19 protein-coding genes and 1 tRNA gene are annotated in these 23,777 nt (G+C 64.2%); 6 read left to right on the forward strand and 14 right to left on the reverse strand.

All coding sequences use genetic code 11. The annotated features are described in order from the left end of the window. Positions 1 to 50: 50 nt before the first annotated feature. Together Q8Q88_RS07525 and Q8Q88_RS07530 are read right to left on the reverse strand one after the other, a co-directional pair. Entirely contained in the window at positions 51 to 2,057 is a 2,007-nt protein-coding gene (locus tag Q8Q88_RS07525) for a TonB-dependent receptor (protein WP_305674672.1), read from the reverse strand. Between the two features lie 126 nt (positions 2,058 to 2,183). After that, positions 2,184 to 2,600, reverse strand: coding sequence for a DUF2946 family protein (locus Q8Q88_RS07530; protein WP_305674581.1), 417 nt, complete (start codon positions 2,598 to 2,600; stop codon positions 2,184 to 2,186). 1,032 nt (positions 2,601 to 3,632) lie between these two features. Between Q8Q88_RS07530 and Q8Q88_RS07535 the strand changes: the two genes are divergently transcribed. Further along, the gene (locus Q8Q88_RS07535) at positions 3,633 to 5,954 is read left to right on the forward strand and encodes a hypothetical protein (RefSeq protein WP_305674582.1); all 2,322 of its coding nucleotides are present in this window, start codon (positions 3,633 to 3,635) and stop codon (positions 5,952 to 5,954) included. 31 nt (positions 5,955 to 5,985) lie between these two features. On the opposite strand, the gene Q8Q88_RS07540 is transcribed toward Q8Q88_RS07535, so the two are convergent. The 9 genes from Q8Q88_RS07540 to selB all read right to left on the reverse strand — a co-directional run bounded on the left by Q8Q88_RS07540 (position 5,986) and on the right by selB (position 16,719). Next, positions 5,986 to 6,969: a restriction endonuclease gene (locus Q8Q88_RS07540; RefSeq protein ID WP_305674583.1), complete on the reverse strand. Its 984-nt coding sequence runs from the start codon at positions 6,967 to 6,969 to the stop codon at positions 5,986 to 5,988. Between the two features lie 87 nt (positions 6,970 to 7,056). Next, on the reverse strand, positions 7,057 to 9,090 hold the full coding sequence (locus Q8Q88_RS07545) for a hypothetical protein (protein ID WP_305674584.1): 2,034 nt from the start codon (positions 9,088 to 9,090) through the stop codon (positions 7,057 to 7,059). After that, positions 9,087 to 9,575 carry a hypothetical protein gene (locus tag Q8Q88_RS07550; protein ID WP_305674585.1) on the reverse strand — a complete coding sequence of 163 codons (489 nt, stop codon included), beginning with the start codon at positions 9,573 to 9,575 and terminating at the stop codon, positions 9,087 to 9,089. The genes Q8Q88_RS07545 and Q8Q88_RS07550 overlap by 4 nt, the downstream gene beginning before the upstream one ends. Further along, entirely contained in the window at positions 9,565 to 10,485 is a 921-nt protein-coding gene (locus Q8Q88_RS07555) for a hypothetical protein (RefSeq protein ID WP_305674586.1), read from the reverse strand. The genes Q8Q88_RS07550 and Q8Q88_RS07555 overlap by 11 nt, the downstream gene beginning before the upstream one ends. A gap of 314 nt (positions 10,486 to 10,799) precedes the next feature. Next, positions 10,800 to 11,696, reverse strand: a complete 897-nt coding sequence (locus Q8Q88_RS07560; RefSeq protein ID WP_305674587.1) for a HEPN domain-containing protein — start codon at positions 11,694 to 11,696, stop codon at positions 10,800 to 10,802. Between the two features lie 816 nt (positions 11,697 to 12,512). Then, the gene (locus tag Q8Q88_RS07565) at positions 12,513 to 13,031 is read right to left on the reverse strand and encodes a UGSC family (seleno)protein (RefSeq protein ID WP_305674588.1); all 519 of its coding nucleotides are present in this window, start codon (positions 13,029 to 13,031) and stop codon (positions 12,513 to 12,515) included. Positions 13,032 to 13,062: 31 nt separating this feature from the next. Continuing rightward, positions 13,063 to 14,643 carry a hypothetical protein gene (locus Q8Q88_RS07570; protein WP_305674589.1) on the reverse strand — a complete coding sequence of 527 codons (1,581 nt, stop codon included), beginning with the start codon at positions 14,641 to 14,643 and terminating at the stop codon, positions 13,063 to 13,065. Positions 14,644 to 14,677: 34 nt separating this feature from the next. Continuing rightward, positions 14,678 to 14,772, reverse strand: a tRNA-Sec gene (locus tag Q8Q88_RS07575). A 45-nt stretch (positions 14,773 to 14,817) separates the two neighbouring features. Beyond that, positions 14,818 to 16,719, reverse strand: coding sequence for a selenocysteine-specific translation elongation factor (selB, locus tag Q8Q88_RS07580; protein WP_305674590.1), 1,902 nt, complete (start codon positions 16,717 to 16,719; stop codon positions 14,818 to 14,820). Positions 16,720 to 16,824: 105 nt separating this feature from the next. Between selB and selA the strand changes: the two genes are divergently transcribed. The 5 genes from selA (at position 16,825) to Q8Q88_RS07605 (ending at position 21,870) form a co-directional block, all read left to right on the forward strand. Then, positions 16,825 to 18,228: an L-seryl-tRNA(Sec) selenium transferase gene (selA, locus tag Q8Q88_RS07585; RefSeq protein WP_305674591.1), complete on the forward strand. Its 1,404-nt coding sequence runs from the start codon at positions 16,825 to 16,827 to the stop codon at positions 18,226 to 18,228. Between the two features lie 225 nt (positions 18,229 to 18,453). Continuing rightward, entirely contained in the window at positions 18,454 to 18,981 is a 528-nt protein-coding gene (locus tag Q8Q88_RS07590; protein WP_305674592.1) for a sulfotransferase, read from the forward strand. Positions 18,982 to 19,284: 303 nt separating this feature from the next. Next, complete coding sequence (locus tag Q8Q88_RS07595) at positions 19,285 to 19,875, forward strand: Ltp family lipoprotein (protein ID WP_305674593.1); 591 nt, start codon at positions 19,285 to 19,287, stop codon at positions 19,873 to 19,875. A gap of 361 nt (positions 19,876 to 20,236) precedes the next feature. Continuing rightward, entirely contained in the window at positions 20,237 to 20,617 is a 381-nt protein-coding gene (locus Q8Q88_RS07600; RefSeq protein WP_305674594.1) for a hypothetical protein, read from the forward strand. Positions 20,618 to 20,832: 215 nt separating this feature from the next. Further along, complete coding sequence (locus tag Q8Q88_RS07605; RefSeq protein WP_305674595.1) at positions 20,833 to 21,870, forward strand: DUF4917 family protein; 1,038 nt, start codon at positions 20,833 to 20,835, stop codon at positions 21,868 to 21,870. Positions 21,871 to 21,931: 61 nt separating this feature from the next. Here Q8Q88_RS07605 and Q8Q88_RS07610 read toward each other — a convergent pair whose 3' ends face one another. From Q8Q88_RS07610 to Q8Q88_RS07620, 3 genes are all read right to left on the reverse strand, one after another. After that, the gene (locus Q8Q88_RS07610; RefSeq protein ID WP_305674596.1) at positions 21,932 to 22,294 is read right to left on the reverse strand and encodes a type II toxin-antitoxin system HigA family antitoxin; all 363 of its coding nucleotides are present in this window, start codon (positions 22,292 to 22,294) and stop codon (positions 21,932 to 21,934) included. 25 nt (positions 22,295 to 22,319) lie between these two features. Next, the gene (locus Q8Q88_RS07615; protein ID WP_305674597.1) at positions 22,320 to 22,613 is read right to left on the reverse strand and encodes a type II toxin-antitoxin system HigB family toxin; all 294 of its coding nucleotides are present in this window, start codon (positions 22,611 to 22,613) and stop codon (positions 22,320 to 22,322) included. A 74-nt stretch (positions 22,614 to 22,687) separates the two neighbouring features. Beyond that, positions 22,688 to 23,749, reverse strand: a complete 1,062-nt coding sequence (locus tag Q8Q88_RS07620) for a site-specific integrase (RefSeq protein WP_305674598.1) — start codon at positions 23,747 to 23,749, stop codon at positions 22,688 to 22,690. Positions 23,750 to 23,777 lie beyond the last annotated feature (28 nt).

The following is a 23,777-nucleotide window of genomic DNA, read 5'->3' on the forward strand; positions in this document are numbered from 1 at the left end:
CTGTAACGCCACGCGGCCACGCGGCTGGGAAAGGGATAGGGGGCTCACGCTCAGAACGCCACGGTGAGGCCGCCGAAGACGGAGCGTCCGTCGCCGGGCCAGTAGGCGGCAGTGGCGGATGTGGTGAGGATCGCGGCCTGGACGTTGGAGACATAGGCCTCGTCGGTCAGGTTGCGGGCGTCGAGGAACAGCGAGACCGCCGGGTTGAGGGGCCAGCCGAGGTTGAGGTTGAGGACGGCGTAGGACGGCGAACTGGTGGTGTTGCGGTAATCGACCCAGGCGTCCGAAGCCGACCATTCCACGGAAGGTGCGCAGAACCAGCCGGCGGGATGTTCGTAGCGCAGCTCGGCGCGGTAGAAATGCTCGGGCACGATCGGTAGGCGGTTGTCGCCATACTGGGCGTCGCCGTCGAAGCGGAAGTCCGACCAGGTCCAGATCTGGCGAAGACGCCATTGAGGCGCAAACCGCCAGTCGACGGCGGCTTCCAGCCCCTCGTGGATCGTCCGGTCGGCGTTGAAGGTCGCCGCCGGGTGGTCGGCGTCCACCGCGAATTGCAGCAGCTCCTTGTTCAGCTCGGCCCGGTAGATCGTCACGTCCCAGGTGAGCGGACCGCGGCGGCCTCGCACGCCGACCTCGCTGGTCCAGGCCGCCTGCGCCTCGACGGGGGCGAAGCCGGTCCCGGTGGGCGAGAGCGAGCCGAAATTGGGCGGCTCAACGGACCTGGTGAGGTTGGCGAACACCTGGGCGCCGTCCTCGGACTCCCACAGGACGCCGACGCGGGGCGCGACCCAGTCGAAGTCCTTCGAGGCGGTGAGGTCGAAGGCCCCGGCGACGCCCGGCAGGGCGAAGCCGCGATATTCGCGGCTGGCGGTTCCCCAGGTCAGGCCGCCGACTAGGGCGAGCTCGTTGGTGACGAACAGCCGTCCCTCGGCGAACAGGTCGCTGGCCTTGGCGTTCTGGAGGGACAGGGCGCGTGGCGCGCCTCGCGCGCCCTTGGTGTTGATGTAGAAGGCGGAATCCAGATCGCCCCGGCGCAGCCACAGACCAACGAAGGCGTCGGCCCGCATCCCGGCGAGTTCGCCGCCCCAGTCGAGGCGCCCGAAGGCGCCGTAGTTGCGGCTCTGCTGGTCGATCACCTGGAAGATCGGGTGGTCGAGGTCCTTCCAGATGGCATAGAGGCCGCCCTCGAAGATCAAGGTCTCGTTCAGTCGCCAGGTGGTCCGCAGCGAGCCGCGCAGGCCCCGCGCGTTGCGTCCGTGGTCGTTTGCGTAGTTCCCCGGCGCGGGCTGGCGGGGATTTGCCTGGAACTGGGCCCAGGTCAGCGAACCCGGGATCTCCTGGGCGATATTGGCGCCATTGACGATAAGGCGGACCTCGCGGCCCTCGCCGAGGCTGCGGCCGATACTGAGCGAGCCGAACTGTAGGTTCTGCTGGCTCTGCGGTCGCCACCCCTGTCCGGTCTGGGTGGTGGCCGCGGCGAACACGTTCCAGTCGTCGTGCTGGCGGGCCAAGCCGACGTGTTCGCGCAGCATGCCGAACGAACCGCCGTCGAGGCGCAACTGGGTCTCGAACCCGGCATTGGCCCCAGTGGGCGTCGCCATGTTGATCGCCCCGCCCAGCAGAGCGCCGCCGAAGCGCAACGCATTGCCGCCGCGATAGACCTCGGTGTAGCGGGCCTGCAGCGGGTCAGCGATCTGGCTGTCGCCGAAGCCGTCGGCCTCGTTCAGCGGCAGGCCGTCCTGGGCCAGCAGCAGGCCGCGATTGTGGTTGGCGGCGCCGATCCCTGAGCCGCGGATCGAGATGCGGATGTCGCCGCCCCACTTGCGCTGGGCGTAGACGCCGGGCGCGTCGCGCAGCATGTCGTCCAGCGCCAGCGCGAACCGGTTCTCGTAGGACTCCGAGGCGATGACCGAGACCGCGCCGGGAGTCTCGGAGAGCCGCTGGCGGGCTCGGGCGACAACGGCGGGGTCCTCAGGATCGGGACGGGCGGTGACGATCACCAAGTCGACGGTGGCCGCGTCGTCGGCCACGGCCAGGGCGGGACAGCCCAGGGCCATGAGGGCGCTCGAAACGAGCAGGAAACACTTCACTTGCGGTGTCCTTTAGCCCGCCGGGGAGGGCGGGCGTGAGTATGCTGGGGAGGGCGCGCAGGCGCGCCGGCGGACGGCCATGCGGCCGTTCACTCAGATCAGCAGGCTGGGAGGTCCGCGGGCGGGCAAAGGCGGGGCGGCGAGGCCCCGGCCGGGCGCCAGATCGACGGGCGCGATGGGCGCTACGTGGCGGCGATAGGCGACGAACTCGACGACGCCGATGGCGACCGGGCTCGGGGCCGGGGCGGTCGCGGCGTGCCCGGCGAAGGCGCAGGGGCTGTCGTGGTCGGCTGCGTCGCCGCCATCGTCGTGTTCCGGCGCGGCCTGGCTGGGCTCGACCGCCACCGCGCCCTGGGCCGTGCAGAGCACAAGGGCGAAGGGCAGGTCGTTCGTGGCCGTGCGGGTCATGAAGCCCGCCGGGATCATCACCTTCAACGCCACGGCCAGCGCGGCCAGCATCATGAAGATGCCGCGCGTGGTCGCTGCGCCTGGGCGGGTCCGGAAGGTCACGGGCGCCGCCATAGGCCAAATCGCGGCGATTGGGTAGCCTCCCAGACCCGCAATGTCCGAAGCCGGTGGGTAGGAAATCCCCGCCCTCTGCTGCTAAAGGGCGCGCAATGACCGACCATTCGCCCCACAGATTGTCCGTTGCGCCGATGATGGACTGGGTGGATAGTTCAATTATTTCAACTACTTGGTGGGGCGTGAGCGCACGCCAAGTGCATCATACGTTCTCGTAGAATTTCGGTTTTGTTCGTATGCGAGTCGGTGTTTCCACGACTGGACGGACTCGCATTCGTGGACAAGCTCTCGACCGGGACCGTTCCGACCGAAATGCGCCAGAACCGGACCTTAGCTCCAGGGCGATGAACGGACCTTCGTTCTTGGGCCGCTCAAGATCTATTCTCGACCGATTGCAGAAGTCGGCACTCGAAGGCACCCTCGTGTGATGATGGATGGTTGGCTTGCCGATATTGTTGTCGTGAACGAGAGCCGCGACCAGCTCGCGGTTGGAGATGTCTCCCTCTTTCGCAGCGCGGGCGAAGCTTGCAGCTGGTTGGAGCATTGGTGGGTCCAGAACGACGAAGGGTTCGCCTTTACCGCCGTGGGAGACCACCTCGTACTAGGCGTAAGTGGCGAGAACAGAGTCATTGTAGCGAGCCAACAAACCTCACCTGGCGGCCAAGAGTTGGTGTCGGGGTGGCTTCGCGCCACCGCCATCTCTGTTCTGGACGCGCGAAGGGCCAGGGCAGAAAGAGGAAGTGCTATGCTCAGCCGATCTGAGGAACTAGGGCAGCTTCCTACCTCCGTCGAAGGGCTGATCGCCTACATCGGCTTCACTAGTTAGCCCGCAGGCTACCAGCCACGAGCAACCGGCGCGACGGTGCGCTAAGTCCGCCAGGCGCCAGACGCAGAAGTCGGCCTCAGGCCGAGAAGCAGACGTCCGCCCGACGAGGGCGATCCCACACCGCACCCATGAGGACCTGAAGGCGCAACTGACCGAGTTTAGCTATAGCATCAGTCACACGATCGGAGGGCGACGTGGGGCGATCGAGAAAAGGGGCTCGCAAGGTCCCCCGAGGGGCCAAGTCCAAAGCCAGGCGATCTGGCTGGGAAGCCGACTTCGTCGGCGTCGACAGCGTCGTGGCGGGCCTGAACCCGGACGAACAGCTCGTCGTGGTGAAAGCCGCCGCCGCCGAAGCCGAAGGCCGGTTCAACGTGTCGGCCAAGATCCTGGCCGACACCCTGGCCGGCTGCCACCCGCCCAGGATCCTCACCGCCCTCGGGATCCATCTACTGCATCTACAGGGCGAAGGGCGGGAGCGCGCTTCTCCCGAGCTCCGCATCCATCAGCATCATCTGGAGCTGCTGCAGGCTATCGCCCTGCGCGCGCCGCTGCCGGCGCCCAGTTCCAGCCGGGTCGCCAGTTCGGTGACCACGGTGCTCGCCGCCCTGCAGGACAACGCCGAGGCCTTCTCAATGCGCGGTTTGAAGACCCGCCTAGACGATCCGACCATGCTCGACAAACGCGCCACCCTCCACCAGTTGCGGGGCGACACCCAGATGGTGCGCGGTGAGTTTCACGCCGCCCAGACCGAGCGCTACCTGCGGGCAATTGCCGGTCGCATCGACGCCCGTTTTACGGCCGCATACGGCGTCTCGGCGACCGCGCTGGCCGACCTTCAGTCTGGGCTGCTGAACCTGCTTGAAGGCAAGATCGAGGCTTGGCGGCGCGGCCTCTTCCGCGTCACCCGCGAAGGCAAACCCCAGCGGGCCATCAAGGCCTATGTCGCTGCATTCGAGCCGGGCCAAGAGCCCGAGGTTCGCGCGCGGATCACCGCGGCCCGCGTGCCTGATATCCACGTGGCCGCGTTCCTGGTCGAAGAGGCCCACCTTAAGCTCGACGAGGTCTATCGGTTCGATCTAACCGAGGCTCGGGCGCTGCTGCCTACCGACGTGACCGAAGCCGCTGCACGCCAAATCCTCGACGCGTGGTCGCTGTCGTTCGGCGATCTGGCCGACCATCCTTTTGACCACCTACATTTGGCCAATCCCGTCTGGACCAAGCCCTTCATCCGCCTGCCCTGCGACGCCTGGCTTTGTCCCAGCCCAGGCACGATGATCACGTTCGCCATTGCCATGGTCGAAGCCCTGATCGATGAGGTCCCGGAGCTGAAGACCGTCTATGAGGACCGGGTGCGCGGGAGGGTGCTGGAAGCGGAGCTGGCCCAGGTAGTCAAAGCCGCGTTCAAGGGCCACCCGGTCTTCACCCGGATGAAGTGGACCTCCGACCTCGATGGTCGCGGCTACGAGACCGATGCCTTCGTCCTGATTGGCGACACGGCGCTCATCTTCGAAGCTAAGGCCGGACGGATCTCGCCGCTGGCGCGCCGCGGCGCCGACGCACGATTGAAGACCACACTGGCCAAGCTAATTGCCGATCCTTCCGAACAGTCGGCGCGCCTGGAGGAAATCTTGACTCGCCGCCGCGAGCTCCACACCTTCGATTCAGATGAGGGCCCGGCGCAGATCGACAGTAGGCAGATCGACCGCTGCATCCGCTATAACATCACTTTCAACAACCTTGGTCTCCTGGCCGCCAGCTGGCCCAGCCTGGTCAAGGCCGGTTTGATCGCGGCCGACACGCCCTACGCCCCGACGATGAGTGCCGCGGATTTGGAAGTGGTGTGTGAACTGCTCGAGCACTCCGCCGAGATCGTGCACTACCTGCGCCGACGCATCGAGTTCGAAACCAACGCTCAATTCATGGCGGACGAGTACGATCTATTGGCGTTCTACATCGCCAGCGGATTCAACATCGGGACCAAGGAGTACGGCTCGACCTTCCTCGGGCTCTATGGCATGTCCCAGACTCTGGACGCATGGTTCTCTCGCCGCCGACCGGGGATGGAGCCGCCGGCCAAGCCCCGCCAAGCGCGCACCCGTCTGTGGATTCGGATGCTGGCCACTCTGGCTGAGCGCCAGCCGCGCATGTGGCTTGAGATGTCTCACCGCCTGCTCAATATCGACTATGACGTGCAGGCCGCCTTAGAAGAGCGACTTCCGATTATGAGGGCTCGGATCCTGGCCTCGAAGGTTTCCGCAGACGTGTTGGTGGCAAAACTGCACAACCCGACGATCGAGCGCGCTAATCCCGCAGTCGTTCTGGTGTACAAGGCAGACACTCGCCAGGCTCGGGACAAGATGATCCAATGGGCCGGACAGTCATTCATCGAGGAGATTGGTGCTAAGGATTGCCTGATCATCTCCTTTAACGCCCACCAGTGGTCCGATACATATGGGGAGATTGGCTACATGGTGCGGTCCGACGACCCCGAGCGTCGTGATTTCGGCGCGGCTTGAGAGTTTACAGTTGGCGCAGGCGCGGAGGCGCTTAGAGACTGATTTCTCCTGTAAGCAGGGTCCCCAAGTCGTCTGGGGCTGACCACAAACCTCGCTTGGATTTCTCATAGTACTGGCAGAGACCGAAGATTTTCATTTTGTCGCCGTGATGCAACGTGCGCCGCTCGATCTCCGTGAGCCCCTCGAAGGCATTGTCGTTAAACCCGTAACTCGACAGCAAAAGGCCACCCTTCCGCGCATCTCTGACGATAACCTTTAGGAAATCCTGCACCACACCAGATCCCACCTTGGTGGAGGACCTCCAGTGCTTGATCTCAACGTAGAAAGTAGCCGTCACTCCAGCAACTTGGTACTCGAGAACTAGGTCTTTGCCCCCGTCTTTGGACCCAGGGGTCAAGGTCGTTTTGAAACCAAGGTTTTCAAACACTTCCGCCATTGTCTCTTCGAGCTGGCGCCATTCAAGGGCACGCAGTGTCTCGACGTTGCGCGCGATCAACTGCGCGAATTCTGCGCTTAATGCCTTCACTAGCGCACGAACTGTCCCACTGATGTCGAGGTTGTCTTCCGCACTATCGCTTCGTAGTGCCGCAGCCCAAGCTTTCAGATCATCGAATCCCAGTAGCTCGACCTTCACCGGCATAGCCCGCTCGACCGCGGCGCGCGCTGCAGCGCTAAAGTTGGCATTGGAAACAAGGACGACGCGATCGAAGGCGTTGAGCATCGCCATCCCCAATACCTCAGCTACTGCTGAGCGCTGGATCGCGTGGGAGTAGTACTTAAATTCCAGCCCGATTATGTCATCCGCCGCATCACTATTCGCTGCGCGGGTAATGACGAAATCGACCCCTGGATCCTGAGGCCCGCCATTCTGTTTCAGTTGATAGTCGGAAGCAGCAAGAAGTGGCTTGAGGACACTGGCAAGGCCGTGCTCGGCGTCCCGCGGCGACAGGCGAGCTGATTGGTCGGCAAGCCGAGCCAATGTTGCGTCGATCTCGGCCAGCGTGTCGGCGTCCATCATAACCTCGATCGATCCCGCGCTAGATGGCATCAAGGCATCGGGAAATGGGTTCGGATCGGACCGCAGGCCTAGTGCCTAGCGGGATCAACTTGTTCGAATCGGCTTTATTACGTAGCCAGGGATGATCGTCTCGTTGCATTTGATGCGCGAGAGGATTTCCTTCAGCGTCTCTAGATCCTCACTGGTCGAAACGATGACCTGTTGATCGGCGCGCTGATGCGCGGCCGCTCGCTCAAGCAGTTTTCCAAAGCTAACGCGCGACGACGACTGCTGGCGGGGCTCGTCGAGCAGCAACATGCCTGGATGATGGGTCGGATGCTGGTGTCCAAGCTCCAACAATCCAAGCTGAAAGGCCCATTTCAGTCGGATGGCGTCACTCGCCGACGTTTCAAATCCGATCTCGTAACCTTCCTTTTGCGGCCGGTACGTGTCCTCGTCTATCGTCAGCTCGTTCGCATCAAATGTTGAAAAACCGAATTCCCGGGCAAGCTGGCGCAAGAGCGCGGTGAGCGTGTCGAATTTGCTTCGATCCAAGTCGCTCATCTTATCCTTGGGCAACTTCGCGGAAGCCAGGAGCAGGTCTCCATACGTACCCGCCAAGGTTTGCATCCGCGCAACGGTATCGTCGAACGTCGCCTGGATCGTTTCAAGCTCACGGATTCGCGCCTCAGCTCTCACTCGTTCCTCGATGGCGACGGCGGACGGATTGCCCGTTGGGGCGATGAGATCGGAGCGAACGGTCCTAATGCGGCTGTAAAGTTCGTTGAGATCGCGTTCGACCTGCGCCGTTCGAATCTCGACTTTCGACATCTCCTCCTGCTCGCGCATCAAAATGTCTTCGAACATTTTCATCTGCGAGCGAATGTATTCAATATTATCCTCGATCGGCATGACGGCCGTTAGGACTTGCTGGGACATCAGGGAGTCTGCCAGAGACTGTTCACAGGTCGGGCAGTGATCAGGCGTCAGCGAGCTTGCGCTTCCCGAATAGCGCTGAAGCTTCTGGACATCCTGATTTTTCTGCAAGTCGTCAACCAGAGTTTGAATCCGGCGTTGCAAGGAGCCGATATCCGCCTCCTTCAACTGCTTGGCTTTGTAGACTTCAATGCGACTACGGTTGACGTCTTCGACCTCCTTTCCGAGCACCTCCAGTTGACTCACCAGATGGTCCGCGGAGGCTCCGACGGCCGGCACCGGAGCCTCGTTGAGCTCGGCGACGCGCCGCCGTAGCTGCGTCAGCATGTCCCTCAGTGAAATCCAGGACGTCTTTTCGGCGAGCAGGACATGCCCCCTGTCAAGTTCATCCGGGATGATCGTCGGCCGTTGAGGGAGGGCATTCGTCTTGCCGCCGCTGCGTTGCGCGTAGCGGTCCATCTCGTCCCAAAGGTTTCGCCAGTCTCTCACATTTTGGTCGATGCGCTCTTGTAGCCGCTGCCTTTCGAGCTCGAGCTTATGGATATCGAGGTCCATGATGAACTCGACCGCGCGTTTTTGGACCTCCTGGATCTTCAGATAGGTTGGGATCGCGGCGGGGATCGCGGACCATCCGGCCTTCTGTTCCACCCAGAAGAGCGGAAAGATTGTTTCGAGGTAGAGCTTGCCTTCCGGACCGTCGTAGCGCCGGACAATGGGAAGCTGCCACCCGAGGAAATCTTCCAGGAACCGATGGAATCCATCTTCCCGCTGCGCCGCCCCCGCATCCAAAACGAAAAAATTGCGCCGCTCCGGGCGCGCCTCTGGATCCGTCAGGGTCGGGCCAAAATCGACCGTGATCAGACGATTATCAACCCCAGCCTTCTTAACCGGTCGATGAACTGTAACAACGTTGCCGGCGCCGTTTTGGATTTCCAGTGACACGACGGATTCCAAGATTGTCGCGGTGCTCTCATCGTCATTCCTCAAGAACGACGTCATGGCATGCGGCAAAGGAATCTCACGGCGCGGACTGAGCATCTTCTCCAGCCCTAACGCATAGAGCATTCCTTGCATGCAGGTGGATTTGCCCTTGGTGTTATCGGCCCAGATGACGTTTAGCCCCGCCTCAAAACCGATGTCCGTCCCATAGACTCCCGCGGAGGTTATCGCGCGCATGCGCAAGTGCCGAAGGCGCAGCGTCACAGGAGGTCCTCCATTCGCCAGATCTTGGTTAGTTGGACTTCGGTGAGCTTCCTGGCGACGTCGGCCAAGAAGAGGCGTTCCTCCTTGAAAACGCCCTTGTCAGCGTCGAGGGCCGCGGCCACCTCCTTGCCCTTCTCAGTCAGTCCGACGGACCTGCCCTTGGTGACGTCGACAAGTCCAAGACTGTGGGCGTAGGAAACCGCTCGGTTCAACCACGGTTCGACCCGCACCGAGACTTCGGTAGTGCGCAGCCGGCCAGCCATCAGGGCACGGACATCCTCCCGCCCCTCCTGGGTTCTGATTGCATGCGCAAGGAACTGCAATTTCTGAAAACTGCCCTTTTTGCCATGAGCGTAGAACAGGCTGAGCAATAGGATTCCTATCCCCCATGACATCCTAAGGTCGCCCGCAACCGGCTCGGGGCGCGCGGTGAATGAGAAGGTTGCGCCTTCGATAGCTTGGCGGAAGAAGTTATCAGCTGCCATTGGACGAGAAATCCAAGGGGCAGCGCATGATCCAGTCCGACAAGGTTCCGAGCGCAATGTCTTCGGCATTGGCGTGAGAGAGCGTCGGTGCGGCGCCTTTGATCGCGTCGATCAGGGTATTGAGCTCAGTGTTCATGATGTTGTTTGGAGCCGGGCCACCTTGTGGTCCGACGTAGCCTAGGCGCTGGGCGCGCCCAGAGATGGCAGCAACGACCTTTTCATGGAGATCGGGCGCGGTCGAGCGCAGGGCGTCGACGAGCGCGTTGCCCTTCAAGAATAGCTCCACGCCGCTCACCACCGCGTTCTGGACATCCCCAGGGGCTGTGCGCTTCGAAAGCTTCTTGGTGGCGTTGGCCAGGAGGCTGGGCGATCCCGCCTTCCACTCGTCCAATTCCTTTTGGGTCGGCGCTTGCACATTCAGGGATACGCTGGTCAGCGCCGACATTGCAGCGCTCAAAGCCGCTCCCGGGAACGACTCCTGATCATGCACGCACACCTCAAAATCGGTGTCCAAATGAGAAAGCTTCAGCGCTCTTGCATCGTTTGTCTTCTTGGCACAGTGCAGATTGACGTCCTTGCTATCGTGCATAGGAACAAGAAGTATCCATTTTTTCACGGGTAAGCCGAGGAAAAGCTTCGATACTTCGACAGCGCCCTCAACAACCTTCTTGAGGTCGGTGGTAATCTTATTCTTCTGACGCGCTGCACGCGCAATAATGTCGATAGGTTCCTCCACTGCGAAGCATTGATAGATCACCAAATCCGCAGTGCAGTAGAAATCGATACCGAAATCACCCTGATGGGTGGCGGGCACTTTTTGAACATTCAAGCTGCCATGTCGCGCTTGCAATAGGCTCAGCGCAAAGGACTCCCAGTCGTCGGGATTCCACTGCTGCACAACGTCGACCAAGGCTCCTCCCGACGGTCGCCCAAAGTGAAGCTTTCACTTATGCACGTAATTCCCTCGCTCTCAACCTAGCCGGATATAATCGCCAGGCTACTCTCCGATGTAGCTGACCGCATGCCGTGCCCTCCACGCCAGCCTCGAAAACCGGATCCCCTCGGAACGAGACCAAGCCGGTCATCGCGGCCGGTAGGCATCTGACTGCCGGACAGCCGACCCTCCCAACTTCGGTTGGGAGTCAATCCGGTCATCGCCGCCGGCCGCCGGCTTCATGCCCGCAAGCGGACGTTGGGAATGACGGCTTGGAGCCCCGAGCGGTCCTAGCCGGCTAGTCGCTCGGTGCAAGTCGCCTCGACTCTCTGGCGCAACAACTGAATCCGATCGGAAATCCAGGCGAGTTCGTCCGAGGTAATTCGGTAGTGCTTCGAGTAGCGGGCTTTTATGTAAGCGGCACGAAGCAACTCGAAGCACCGCTTCTCGAACTTGGTTTTAGTCGGCCAGATGCCTATCAGCCGAGCATCAAGAGGCTCAGCCAAGTTTCGTAGCCGGACGAGATTGTGAGACTTTGGCGTGTAGAGTGTCAGCACCAGCAGCAGGCAATTGTAGTACCGCTCGGTGGCCTGATGCAGGAGGAACGCCGCGTCTTTCCCATCGCCCTCTGAGATATAGAAATTGGCGCCCTTGAGCGCCGTATCGGCGCTTTCAAACCACTGATCGAAATAGCCCTGCGCCTCCGCCAGGGCCGTCTCAGGCGACAGTTCAGTTGGATTGGCGAGCGCGTGGCCCTGCACGTTGTGGAGCAGGGTACCCTCACGGACGATATCCACGAAGAAGTACCGCCCCCGCTCAAGCTGGTGGTTCACGTCCTGAAGGCTGTGAACGATGAAGTTCACCGGCGTCCGCAGACGCCGACCCGAGGATAGCTCCTTCAATAGCCGTACCTCGGCGGTGTCCCAGAACTCGACCGTGTCGGCCAGGTCGTCGTGATCGACGATGATCAGCAGGTCATAGTCCGAGAAGTACCGACCAATCGGATCCTCGACCCAATCGCCCCTGGCGTAGCTTCCGAACAGGATGACCTTCAGGACCTGCCCGCTGGCCAGCCGCGGGGCCTTGCGCGTCGCGGTGAGCTTGCCGAACTCCTCCAGCAGGACCTCGACCACGAACTCTAGTTCGCGTCGCTTTCCGCCCGGCAGATGGCTCAAGTCCGTCTTCATGACCCTTGTTTCCCGTGAACCAGCCAAGGTTGCAAGCCGAGGCGCCCAGGAGGACGCCTAGGCCCCGCCATAGGCGTCCTGCCGAGCTTCTCGCCGGGCGCGGACCAGGCGGTCCAGGGCAGCCGCCAAGGCGGCTGTCGCCAGCGGCGACGGCGCAGCCGCCCTTGACGGGCTGAGCCGCGTCAGGCCCAACGCGATGTGCGTCAATCCCCTACCGGCCAACAGCCCCCGCGAGTCCGCACGCTGCACCCCGGCGACGCACCTCACGCTTCACTATTGTATTATTTACACTTTCACCCTCTCAACCACGCGCGCACCTCGCGGCTTTTATCTTGCCATCCGATCAGGCTTAGAGATGAGCCGTCCCTCACGCGCCAGAGTACGACGGCGCTACGCCTCCTCAGCTTCACCTAGACACCAGCGGATTGTCCTGACGAGGTGGCTCAGCCTTTGGACAATCCAGGCGACGGGTTGGCCAGCGCCATTAGGCCTTGAACGCACTTCCGAGCAGCCCAGGCGATCCGCCGACGCCAGCCCATTCTGCTGAGCCCCTCTTAGCTGACGTCTAGAACGGCCGACTTCAGATGTAGACGCGCGTCGGCTCCGGGCTCCTAGCGGTCCCTGCGAGCGTCCGCTCTCAGAAAACTCGCTGCATGTCGCAGACCTCTGATGACCATTTGCGGTTAAAGGACCGGACCTGACTCCAAGGCGAAGTTCGGAAGGTCCGCTTGGGGGCACCTAGCCTAGCCTTCTGATGTCGGTTTGTAGCGCAGTGCAGCCACTACACCCCTCTAACTGAAGGGGCTCAGCGCGGAGCTATACGCTCAGCGCCTCGACGACGGCCTCCAACACCGCCCGCGCCTTGCCGCGCATCTCCTCGTCGTTCGCGTCCTGGATCGGGTGATCGACCAAAACGTAGCGCGCGCCCTCCATGCCCAGCATCTTGCGCTGAGCCTCGGCGGCCTCGGCGAACTCGCTGGAGGCAATGGAGACGGCCGGAAGGCCCTGGATCTCGAACCATACAGTGTCGTGCAGACTGCACGTCGTGCATGATCCTCAATCGGCGAGCGCTTCCACCACGACGTTGCACTCGGCCTTGATCTTCAGCCGCAGGTCCGAAGGACAGGGCTTGGCGAAAGTCGGCTTGGCGTAACGCCGAATCTCGGCCTCCGGATATCTCACCGCCAGAAGCCGTTCCAGCTCATCCAGCAGCACGTTGCCACGCGGCTTGGAGATGTCGAGCAGGCCGATAACGCCGGGCGTATTGCCCGTCCGCGGCGTGATCTTGCGGGCAACGGGCACCCGCTCGTCGGTGGGGTCCAGGATTGTCGTCATCGACTTCCTCCGAAGGTCTGCGCCAACGCTATCAGCATTCGATTTTGCGGGAAACCACGGCCGAGCCGGCGGCGCCGGTGAGCCAGCCATGGAAAGCGGCGGAGAACTTCCCGGCCTCCGAGCCCGCAACGACGATGTGGATGAACTTGCCGTCCGCGAACTTGGGGGCCGGGGAGGCCAGCATGGCCTCGGTCATCTTGGCGGCCGATGCCGGCGGGATGCCCGCGCCCGAGACCTCGTTCCCAACCATTTCCCGCAGCGGTCGCGAGGTCACGGCCTGGATGCGGTCGCGCAGGCGGGCCTTGGGATAGTCGCCGTCGACGGTCAGCGTCTTCACGTGCTCCGGGCAGACTACCAGCAATGCGTCAACCGGCATCCGGTGGATCTTCGATAGGAACACGCCCTCAAGGCCGAGGCCGAGGGTGCCGGCGATCTGGTCGGGCTCGCGGGACTCCTGGTCCACGATCTGCACGGGGCCGCTGGTCATGGCGAACGCGGTGACGACCGAGTCCTCGCGCTGGAAGCCCCGCTCAACATGCAGCGGCTCCCAGGGCGAGCCTTCCTCCCATTCCGCAAAGCACATCGTGAACTTCATCGGGCTGGACATGGTCGAGCGATCCGTGCCGCCGGGCCGGGCGCCGCCGACGTTGCGGACCACCAGCCGGACCGCGCGGCCGATGGTGGCGTTGGCGCGGTTGCCGTTACCGAGCGCGGCCTGCTTCATGTTCATGCCGATCCGCTGCCGGATCGGCCCGTTGACCACAAGGACCGGCGTGGCGCCCATGGTCGTGGCGTTGACGCCGTGGATGTTGAACTCGTCGGTGCAGACGGCTTCGACGCCCGCGATCACCACCGGCAGGTACTCCGGCTTGCAGCCGGCCATCACCGCGTTGATGGCGACCTTCTCAACCGTCACCGGGGCCATGCTGGGCGGCACGATGGCGACGATCCCCTGGGGATCTCGCGCTGTGCCTGAAAGCATCCGCAGCACGCGCTCCGGGGTCGGGGCGACCAGCGGAAGGCCGTCGGAGAAGCCCTGGTCGTACATGAATTCGTCCACGTCGTCGGAGGGGGCGACGTCGATGCGGCGCGCCCGGATGGGGCTGCCCTCCGCCTCGGCCAGCAGGCGGTCGTGGATGTCGGGATCCAGGTGCTTCGAGCCGCAGCCCGGACACCAGTCCGGCAGCTCCGACCAGGCTACTCGCGCGGCGGCCAGTTCCAAGTCTGCGGCGATCCGATCCGCGAGCGCCTCCCACTCCTGCCGCACAAACCCTTCGATCGGAGGGCGGCGTTCGCCGTCGGGGCCGATCCAGTAGGCCGCCGGCACGATCTCGAAATCCCAGGCCAGGGAGGCTCTGAGCGCGCTGTCGTCCAGAATGGGCAGGGTCAGGCCGTGGCGGTCTCTGAGGATCGCGTTGCCGTCGGCGGTCTGGCCAACCATCCAGATGTCCGCGGCCTCGCCCCACGCATGGTGGAACGCCTCCAGCACAGGGGCGGCCAGGTTGCAGGTCGCACAGTCTTCCTTGACGAAGCAGATCAGGGCGGGCCGCTCTGTGGGGAACCGCCGAAGCTCGCCCGCTAGGTCGGGCAGGGAGAAAGCCGTTGCGGTCATGGGGCGATCCTCATCTTCGTGCTTGGCCCTAGGCTGGCGGAGGTGGATGGGAATCGAACCCACCACACGCCTTGTCGACGTGTCACCGGTTTTGAAGACCGGGGAAGCCACCAGACTCCAGTCACCTCCAGCGCGATGACACTAGGCCGCCTTCCATGGCGTCCTGAAGCGGTTTCAGACGATCCGGCGCACATCGCCGTCGCGCAGGGTGTCGCCGCGTACGTCCAGGAACTCCAGGATCGGCACGATGAACTTGCGCGACGTGCCCAGCGCCGCGCGCGCCGCACCCGTGGCGAACTCCGCCGACGGCGGGAAGGCGGCGCGTAGGTTCGACAGCGCCTCGTCAAGCGCCTCGGCGTGGAAGACGAGCGTCTGACGCAGCGCGTGGTTCCGGAGCACGACCAGCGCGCCCACGTCGATCAGCAGCTCGACCAGCGCCGCGTCCTCGCTGCCGGGCGTCGCCAGCGCACCGAGGTCCGGCGGTGTGACCCCGCCTTGCCGGACCTGGCTTTCGAGCTCGCGCAAACGGGCGAGGGCGGCCGGCGGCAGGCGTGCGAGCGGGTCGTGGGAGGACAGCCGCACCTGCCCACCGTTCACGCGGATCTCGCGCTCGCGGGCCAGGCGGCGTTCCACGTGGTCCAGCAGTTCGCGAGGGGTGGTCCGCGCGAGGTGGCCGCGGATGGCGGCGACCCTGACCCAGGCGCGGTTCGGCGCGGTGCGATGGGCCTCAACCAGTCGCACCAGGTAGGCGCTCCGGGCCGAGTCGACGGCAGCAGGCGCCGCTACCAGGTCGGCGCCCAGCGTCTCGAAGGCGCCCAGCGCCGCGCGGATCTCATCGAGCGGCCGTCGCGAAAGACGCGCCGCTTCGCTGGCTGACACGACGCCGGCGTCGCGCGCCGCCAGCAGGTCGGCGATCCCCGCCAGATCCCCGGCTGCCACGGCCGCCAGCAGGTCGCGACGGGCGTCGGTGGGCCCCCTCATCCTCGGCGCCGCCGGGTCCAGCACCAAGGCCCCGCCGATGGTCTCGGCCGGGGAGGGGCGGCGCAAGATGGCCCGCTGGCCCGCGAAGGCGGCGACAGGCGTCGCGAAGCGAAGTTGTGCCAAGCCCCGGGCGCCCGGCGCGAGCGCGCCATCGCCCATGAGGCGCACCTTGGCCAGGTCCTGCCGCGCGCCCCACATCACGCGCACCTCGTCCGCCGACTTCAGCGCCCGTGCGCTCTCGGGCGACAGGGTCAGTTCGACGTCCACCAGCAAGCTCGGCACGAGCGCGTCCGGCGCGCACAGCAATTCGCCGGGCTCAACCTCGTCGACGGACACGCCGCGCAGCCCGACCGCCACGCGCCCGCCCGGCTGCGCGGCCTCGACCGTCTCGCCGTGGACCTGCAGCTGGCGCAGCGTGATCGGCCGGTCGGACGGCATGAGCACCGCCGCGGCGCCTGCGCGAAGCGGCCCACCCTGCAAGGTTCCCGTGACGACCGTCCCGGCGCCGGCGACGCTGAAGACCCGGTCCAGCGGCAGGATGGCGCCCGGCGCCCGATCGGCGGCCGGGCATCGCTCGATCAAGGCTTCGATGGCATCATGCAATGCGGTGAGGCCGGCGCCGGTCTGCGCCGAACAGAAGACGACCGGCTCGCTCGCCAGGAAGGTGCCCACCAGCTCAGCCGCGATCCGCGCGCGGACACCGGCCTCGGCCCCATCGGGCAGCAGGTCGACCTTTGTGACTGCCACGATCCCCGTCCTCAGGCCCAGCAGCTGGGCGACGCGCAGATGCTCGCGGGTCTGGCGGCCGAAGCCCTCGTTGGCGGACACGACCAGCATCGCTGCGCGCGCGCCGGTGGCGCCCATGACCATGGCCCGGATGAAGTCCTCGTGCCCCGGGGAGTCGAGGAGGTCGACGGCTCCCGCGGGATAGTCGCGCCAGGCGAACCCCAGGGTAATCGACAGGCCGCGCGCCTTCTCTTCCGCCAGCCGGTCGGTCTCGATGCCGGTCAGGGCGCGGACGAGCGCGGTCTTGCCATGATTGATGTGGCCGATCACCGCGACGCTAAGAGGCGGTCTTGCCGCTTCCAGACCCATCCGACGTCCCTACGTCGAACAGCGACGGCCGTCATCCCGTCCATCCGCCTTGCCCGTCATCTCCCGGGCTCGATACAGTCGCGGCACGCGCCGGCGAGGAGCCCCATGACAGCGACGCCCGACGTTGAGGCACCCGACCCGCGCCGCCAGCTGCCGGCTGTCGGCGTGATCTGCGCCGATCCCGCGGCCCAGCCGCTGACCGCGCGTTTCGGCTCGGCCGCGGTGGTCGCCGCCCTGCGGACCGTGCTCGGCGAGGCCCGGGCCCAGCTCCGGGTCGATCCGCGCGCGGTCCCGACGATCGCCGATCTGCTCGCGAGCGGCGGGCGGATCCTGGAGGACGGCGCCCGCGAGACCCTGTTTCCGGTGATCAACGCCACCGGCGTCGTGATCCACACCAACCTCGGCCGGGCGCCGCTCGCGCCCGAAGCCCTCGCGGCGATGCAGGCGGTCGCGAGCTACAGCAATCTCGAGATGAACCTGGAGACGGGCCGGCGGGCCTCGCGCAACGACCACGTCGACGCCCTCATCGCGGAGATTTCTGGCGCTGAGGCTGGCCTGGCGGTGAACAACTGCGCAGGCGCGGTCCTGTTGGCGCTCGCGGCAGTTGCGGAGGGGGCGCCTGTCATCGTCTCCCGCGGTGAGCTTGTGGAGATCGGCGGCGGGTTCCGGGTGCCCGATGTGGTGGCCCAAAGCGGCTCGCGACTGGTCGAGGTGGGCGCGACCAACCGAACCCACCTTCGCGACTATGAGCAGGCGGTGCGCGATCACCCGGAGGCGCGGGTCATCCTGCGCACCCACCCCAGCAACTTCCGCATGACCGGCTTCACCAGCGCGCCGGCCTTGGATGCGCTGGCCCACTTCGCTCACGCCCATAGCCTGCTGCTGGTCGAGGACCTGGGAGGCGGCGCGCTTGTCGACCTCGGGCCCTATGGGATCGCCGACGAACCGATGGTGCAGGCCAGCCTGCGGGCGGGCGTCGACCTCGTGCTCTTCAGCGGCGACAAGCTGCTAGGCGGGCCGCAGGCCGGGATCGCCGCCGGCCGCCGCGACCTGGTCGACCGGCTGGGCCGCCATCCCCTGGCCAGGGCGCTCCGGCTCGACAAGCTCTCGGTCGCGGCCCTGGCCGCAACGCTTCGCCTCTACCGCCCGCCTGCCAATCCGACGCAGCGCATTCCGGTCCTGCGGATGCTGACGGAGACGCTCTCCGCGATCGCGGCGCGCGCCGACGCCCTCCTGGCTCTGGTCGCCGATGTCCCTGCGCTGGACGTGGGCCTGCAGGATACGCAGGGCTACGCGGGCGGAGGCGCAATGCCCATGTTGGAGCTGCCGGGCCGGGCGCTGGCGCTGCGAAGCCACCGGTTCAGTCCGGACGATCTCGCCCGTCGCCTGCGCACCGGCGCCACCCAGGTGCTGGGGCGCATCGAGCGCGACGTGGTCCTGCTGGAGTTGCGCACGGTCTCTGACGCCGAGATTGCGGTCCTGGCCGCCGCGATCGCCGAAGCGGCCTGAAGGAACGCAATGCCAAGCGGGGGTCTGCTTCATTGGACCGATGCCTACGTCCGCTCAAGTGCGCGGCGAACGTCTGCTAACCGCCAAGCAGCCAATGGCTCCTCCTGGCGCTTTTCAGCCGGAGCAGCCTGCCTTGCCATTGGCAGCAGCCGACCTGGCCATCGGAGGGCCTGTTGGATTGCGGGAGCTCAGGCGGTGGGGTAACCGCAGTTTCCAGGAGGCGTCATGAGACCGCTCAGCCATTGTTGGGGTGTTGGGTTGGCGCGCACCGGCAACACGTCACTTTGTGCGGCCCTCCGCCTTCTTGGATACGATCCGGTCGAACAGGATCCGGCCTTCGACGCGATGCGGGATCTCCACGCCGCGTGTGGCAACACGGTCGTGCTCCACTACAAGTATCTCGACTTCGTGTTTCCCGGTTCGAAGTTCGTCCTAACCACGAGACCAGTCGAGGACTGGCTCCGCTCGATGGAACGGTCGCATCTTCAAAACCCGCGCCCGATCACCGGGCAGCACGACCGCATCGCTCGGCGTATGGCGATCTATGAGACCGTTGGCTATGACATCGACGTGCTGACAGAGGCCTACTGCCGCCACCATGCCGAGGTGCGCCGATACTTCGGGAAGCGGCCAGGAGACCTCTTGGAGCTCGACATCGCCGGCGGAGAACACTGGGATCCCCTTTGCGCTCATCTCGGCGTCACAAAGCCAGCTCACAACTTTCCCAACCTCAACCGCGGCTTCGCCATCTAGCTTCGCCATCCATCGCCATGTTGGCCTCGCTCACTCGCAAACTTGGAAAGGGCAGGACTGAACGTCTGCTCACTGGCCTCACGCCAACGTCCGTTCATGGGGGGCGGGCCAACTTCCGGTGTTGGCGCTGACCGGCCTAACCATGAACTGAAAACGCCTGCGATGTGAGCCATGGATTTCGGCTAAAGCTCGAACCGTCAGGATACGCGGCCGTGGAGTGCACGCCCAAGTGGCGAAAGCTCTGGAATAACGACACGCTCCACGCCTAAGCTGTCGCCTCTATAAATATCGTTGGGGGGCGAAATGACGGAAGCTGCGGCGACGATCGCGCCAAAGTCGGAACAGCGTAAGGTTGGGGCGGGGCTTGGCATCGGGATACTGCTCCTCCCCGTCGTCTTTTCATGGTTCCTGTTGAGGTCGGGCTACTCGGTGCTCGCCCGTGTGCTTGGCTTAGGGTGGCTGACGCTTTGGGCGCTCGTTGCAATCGGGAGCGGTCCGGGTGATCCGCAAACCGTGACAAGCACGTCGAGCCAGGCAGCCACGTCTGTGGTCGCGATAGCTTCGCCTGAAGAAGCGTCGAGTTTGACGGGACCTCAGAGGAATGCCGTCAGGTCTGCGAAGCAGTATCTCAACATGACGGGCTTCTCGCGGGACGGCTTAATCCAGCAGCTCTCGTCGAGTGCTGGCGACGGCTACGACCCGGCCGACGCCAAGGCCGCGGTTGATAGCCTCGATGTTGACTGGAACGAAAATGCGGTGAGGTCTGCAAAGCAGTACCTGAGCATTTCGGGCTTCTCCTGCAATGGTCTCATCGAGCAGTTGTCGTCAGACGCCGGCGACAAGTACACAGTGCAACAAGCAACCTATGGCGCGCGGCAGGCCGGAGCCTGTTAATTTTTCGGCGTTTGTTTTCGCTGAGTAAGCAGCTGCGAGTTGAGCTCCGGAATTGGGCGCTAGCGACAGGTTGCGGGCGCGTCAGCTATGCTACTGTCGCGCTCGGACTGCCGGGTGCCCACGGGGTGCCGAGCGCGCATTGCTTGGGTTGTTGGCGCGGATTGGTAGATGCCGCGGCGTTCAACCTCGCGTCTGCTCTCGGGGCCGAGGCAAAGTCTCCTCCTGGCGCTCAAGCGCCGCAGCTAGGCAAGCCAACTGCTATGTGCCGGCAAATGGTCGGCTGATCCGCCAGCTTGTCTCTGTTGGGTGGCCTTCGGCATAGTCCCGAAGCCGCAGCGAACGGAGTGCTAGAATGAGACGGATGTGCCTGGCCTTTGCGGCTGCATTGATACTGCCAGCCTTTGCCGAGGCCGCCGCCGCGCCACCGCGCGACGTCCAGTTCACGATGCCGCTAGAATTTATCGGCGAGTGGAACCAAACGCTCTCGGATTGCGGGACGGGTGGCAACGATAGCCGATTGCGGGTCTCCGCTAACTCGGTGCGCTTTTACGAGAGCGGCGGGCCCATAAAGGCTGTGGTCCGCCGGGGTGCGTTCGAGATCATGTTCATCACTGAGCTTTCAGGCGAGGGCCAAAGTTGGCTGGCTGCGCATCGGCTGATTTTAAGCTCCGACGGCACCTACGTGACAGCCCCGTCCGATGCTGGCTCGGCCCTTGTCCGGTACCGCTGCCCGAGCCGCTGAGGGGGCGTAGATCCTCGCTGGCGATACCGGGAACTTCCGCTTGCTGGCTGAAGGTCAGAATCCGTTCATGGCGCGACGCTGACCGTTCGTTCGACAGAGATCATACAGGCCATCGTCGAAGCGACGTCGAGGCAGGGAACAATTCCGGAACATTTCCTTGCAAGGCCCATCAGCAAACGCCACCATATCTAGGTGTTTCGTCTGCAGGGTGGATCATGGAGAGCGGCAAGGCTGCACTGTCGACCTATGCGGAGGCGTTGCTCCAATCCCGGTCGCAGAAGCGCCACTTGTTGCTGGGGAATGGCTTCAGCATCGGTGTCCATCGGGCGTTTGGTTATCCCAGCCTCCATGAGGCCGCGTTGGCGCGAGATCCGTCGCTTCGCCAGCTGTTCGCCACAGGCGATACGAACTTTGAAACCGCGCTCGAGCAGTGCGACGACCCCCGAGACGAGGCCCGTTTGCGTGAGGGGCTGATCCGTGCGGTCGCGGCGGTGCATCCCGAGTACTCTCTGAGCCTCACTGAAGAGCAGTGCCTCAGCTGCCGTGACTTTCTTGAGCCGTTCGTCGGCCGTAACCGTGTTCCGCTCGGGCTGCTCTTTACCAGCAACTACGACATGCTTTTGCACTGGGTGTTGTCACGGCAAGGCAAGAACCCCGGCACGAAGCAGCTTTCGCAGCTGAAGTGCTGGGACGGCTTTTCTGGTCCCGGTGAATTCAAATCCGATGGGGACGCGCAAGCCTATTATCTGCACGGCGCAGTCCACATCTACGACCGCCCGCAGGCGCGGTTGCCGGAGCGAACCTATACCCAGATGCTACGCTACGAATGGGGTCGGCCACTGACGAAGCAGGTGGACGCTGAGCTTAGGGCGGGCCGTACCCCGATCTTCATCGCGGAGGGCAGTTCCCAGAAGAAGAAAGCGCGACAGCGAGGCGAGTATCTCTCGAAGGCCAAGCGCAAGTTTAAGGGGGTCTGCAATGGAGGGCTGGACTCAGCGCTATTCACCTTTGGCCACAGCTTCGGAGCAAGCGACAACCACATCGCCGAGGAAATCGGGGTTGGCACGCTGAGAGACGTGTTCATCGGCGTCTATTCTGACGGTGATCGCGCAAGAGCCGACGAGTTGGCCGATGTATGGGCTGTTACCCGCAGGGCAGCTGGCGGACCGCCCATTCGCGTGCACAGGTTTGAATCAAGCGAGTGTGCAGTGTGGGAACGCGCTCGTCAGATAGACGTCCGCTTCTCGGCCTAAGACCAATTTCCGGTGTTGGCGCCTTCCAGACTTTGCCTTGGTGCGTTTGGCTAACAGTGTTTCAAATCAGAGCGTCAGCCGGCACGCCCCATTCGGCCCGGATTTGGCGCACCTGCTCCAGTGAGAGGGACCGCTTGCGCTTCAGCACCTCGGAAGCCCGTGGCGCTCCGATGACGGCGGCCAGGTCCGATTGGGTCTTGCCCTTGGTTTCCATAACTTGGACGAGGGCGTCAGCGGGGTCCTGAGGGGAGATGGGGTAGTGGTCTTCCTCGTACTTGGCGAGCAGCAGGCCCAGCACCTCGAACCGGTAAGCCGCTTCGGTGTCCGGCTTGGGCTCATTGTCGAAATAGCCCTCGTACTCCCGCAGGGCCGCGTCGAAATCGGCCTCGCTGCGGAGCGGGCGCAGGGTGGTGTCCAAGCTCATGCCGGCCTCCTCAAGGCTAGTGCCATTAGATCGATGCTGCATCGATCCGATCGTATTCCGCATGGGTGCCGACGAACTTCACCAGCACCTGCTTGAAAGGGTAGGAGATGCGCGCCACGACCCGGTAGTTGTTCCCGCCGATGTCGAAGACCACCCGGTTGTCGGCCAGGAAGTCCGCCGAACCGAAGGTCTGCTTCACGTCGTGAGGCGTGCCCCACTCAGCGGCGCGCGCCAGTTTGTACCAGGTCGTGAGCGGTCCCTTGGCGTTGGGGTGCCGTGTCCAGAAGGCCTGGAGAGTCCTCAGCGCCACCACATTCATGCGAGGTGATCTCTAGCAGTTCCCAATTTGGGAAGCAAGCGGAAGTTCTCAATTTGGGAAATCATCGCCTGCCGCTACGCCGCGCGGTTCGCGGCGATGTCGTGGAGCGCTTCGGGCCGCAGGTGGGTGTAGCGGCGGAGCATCTTCCAGTCCTTGTGTCCGGTCACCAGCGCCACCTGATGGATCGCGAACCCTGCTTCGAACAGCCGGCTCGTGCCCTCATGACGAAGGTCGTGGAAGTGAAGATTGTTGATCTCCAGTTCCTGGCAGGTCTGCGTGAATCTCGTGCTGATGGACTTGTGGTTGAACGGGAAAATCCGGTCGTCGTCATTGGCGCGGATCGCCCGCTGTTCCTCGATCAGTGCAGAGGCGTCGTAGCCCGAGACCGAGAGGAGGGGGATGCGCTGGTCGTTGCCCTTCTTGAGGCGCGGGTCCTTGCGGTCGCGGATCGTCAGCATCTTGGTGCGCTCGTTGAGGTCGCTCCAGGTGACGCGGCAGATTTCCTCCTGGCGCATGGCCGTGGCGATGGCGAACTTGATGATCCGCCCCATCGGGATGAGCTGGCGATCATTGCCGTCGAAGTGCGCGACGAGCTGGGCGATCTCCTCGTCGGTGGGCCGGCGGTCGCGTTCGTTGCTCTTCCCGATCAGGCCCAGGCGCTTGAGCGCGATCCGCGCCAGGTCGATGGGCTCGACCTTCACCTGCAGGCCGTGGACGGCCGCGGCATGAGAGACGACCAGTCGGATCGCCCCGATGTCCATGCTCACGGTCACCGGCCCGGCGCCGGCCGCTGCGCGGGCGCGGCCGAAGTTCACCAGCCGCTCACGGTCGACCTCGACCAGCTTCAGCTTGCCAAGCTCGCGCTTGAGCATTTGCAGGGTCGCATCCTTGGAGCGGCCGGGGGCCTTGCCGACCGACTTCATGTCCTCGACGTGGAGGTCGATCAGTTCGCCGAGTGTCGTCACGCGGGCGATGCGGCTCGTCAGCGGAGTTTCGCCCCGGTCGATCTGGCGCTCGGTGTCGACCGCCCAATTCCGGGCGTCCTCGTGGCGCACGAAGGTTTCGCTCACGGCGCGGCCCTTGCGGCGAACCTGGACGCGCCAGTGGCCGGATTTCTGTTTGCGGATGGAGGCCATTTCGGGTGCAAATCCGGTGCAGTGGGTT

Origin of the sequence: Phenylobacterium sp., assembly GCF_030697925.1 — a bacterium.
Taxonomy (GTDB): Bacteria; Pseudomonadota; Alphaproteobacteria; order Caulobacterales; family Caulobacteraceae; genus Phenylobacterium.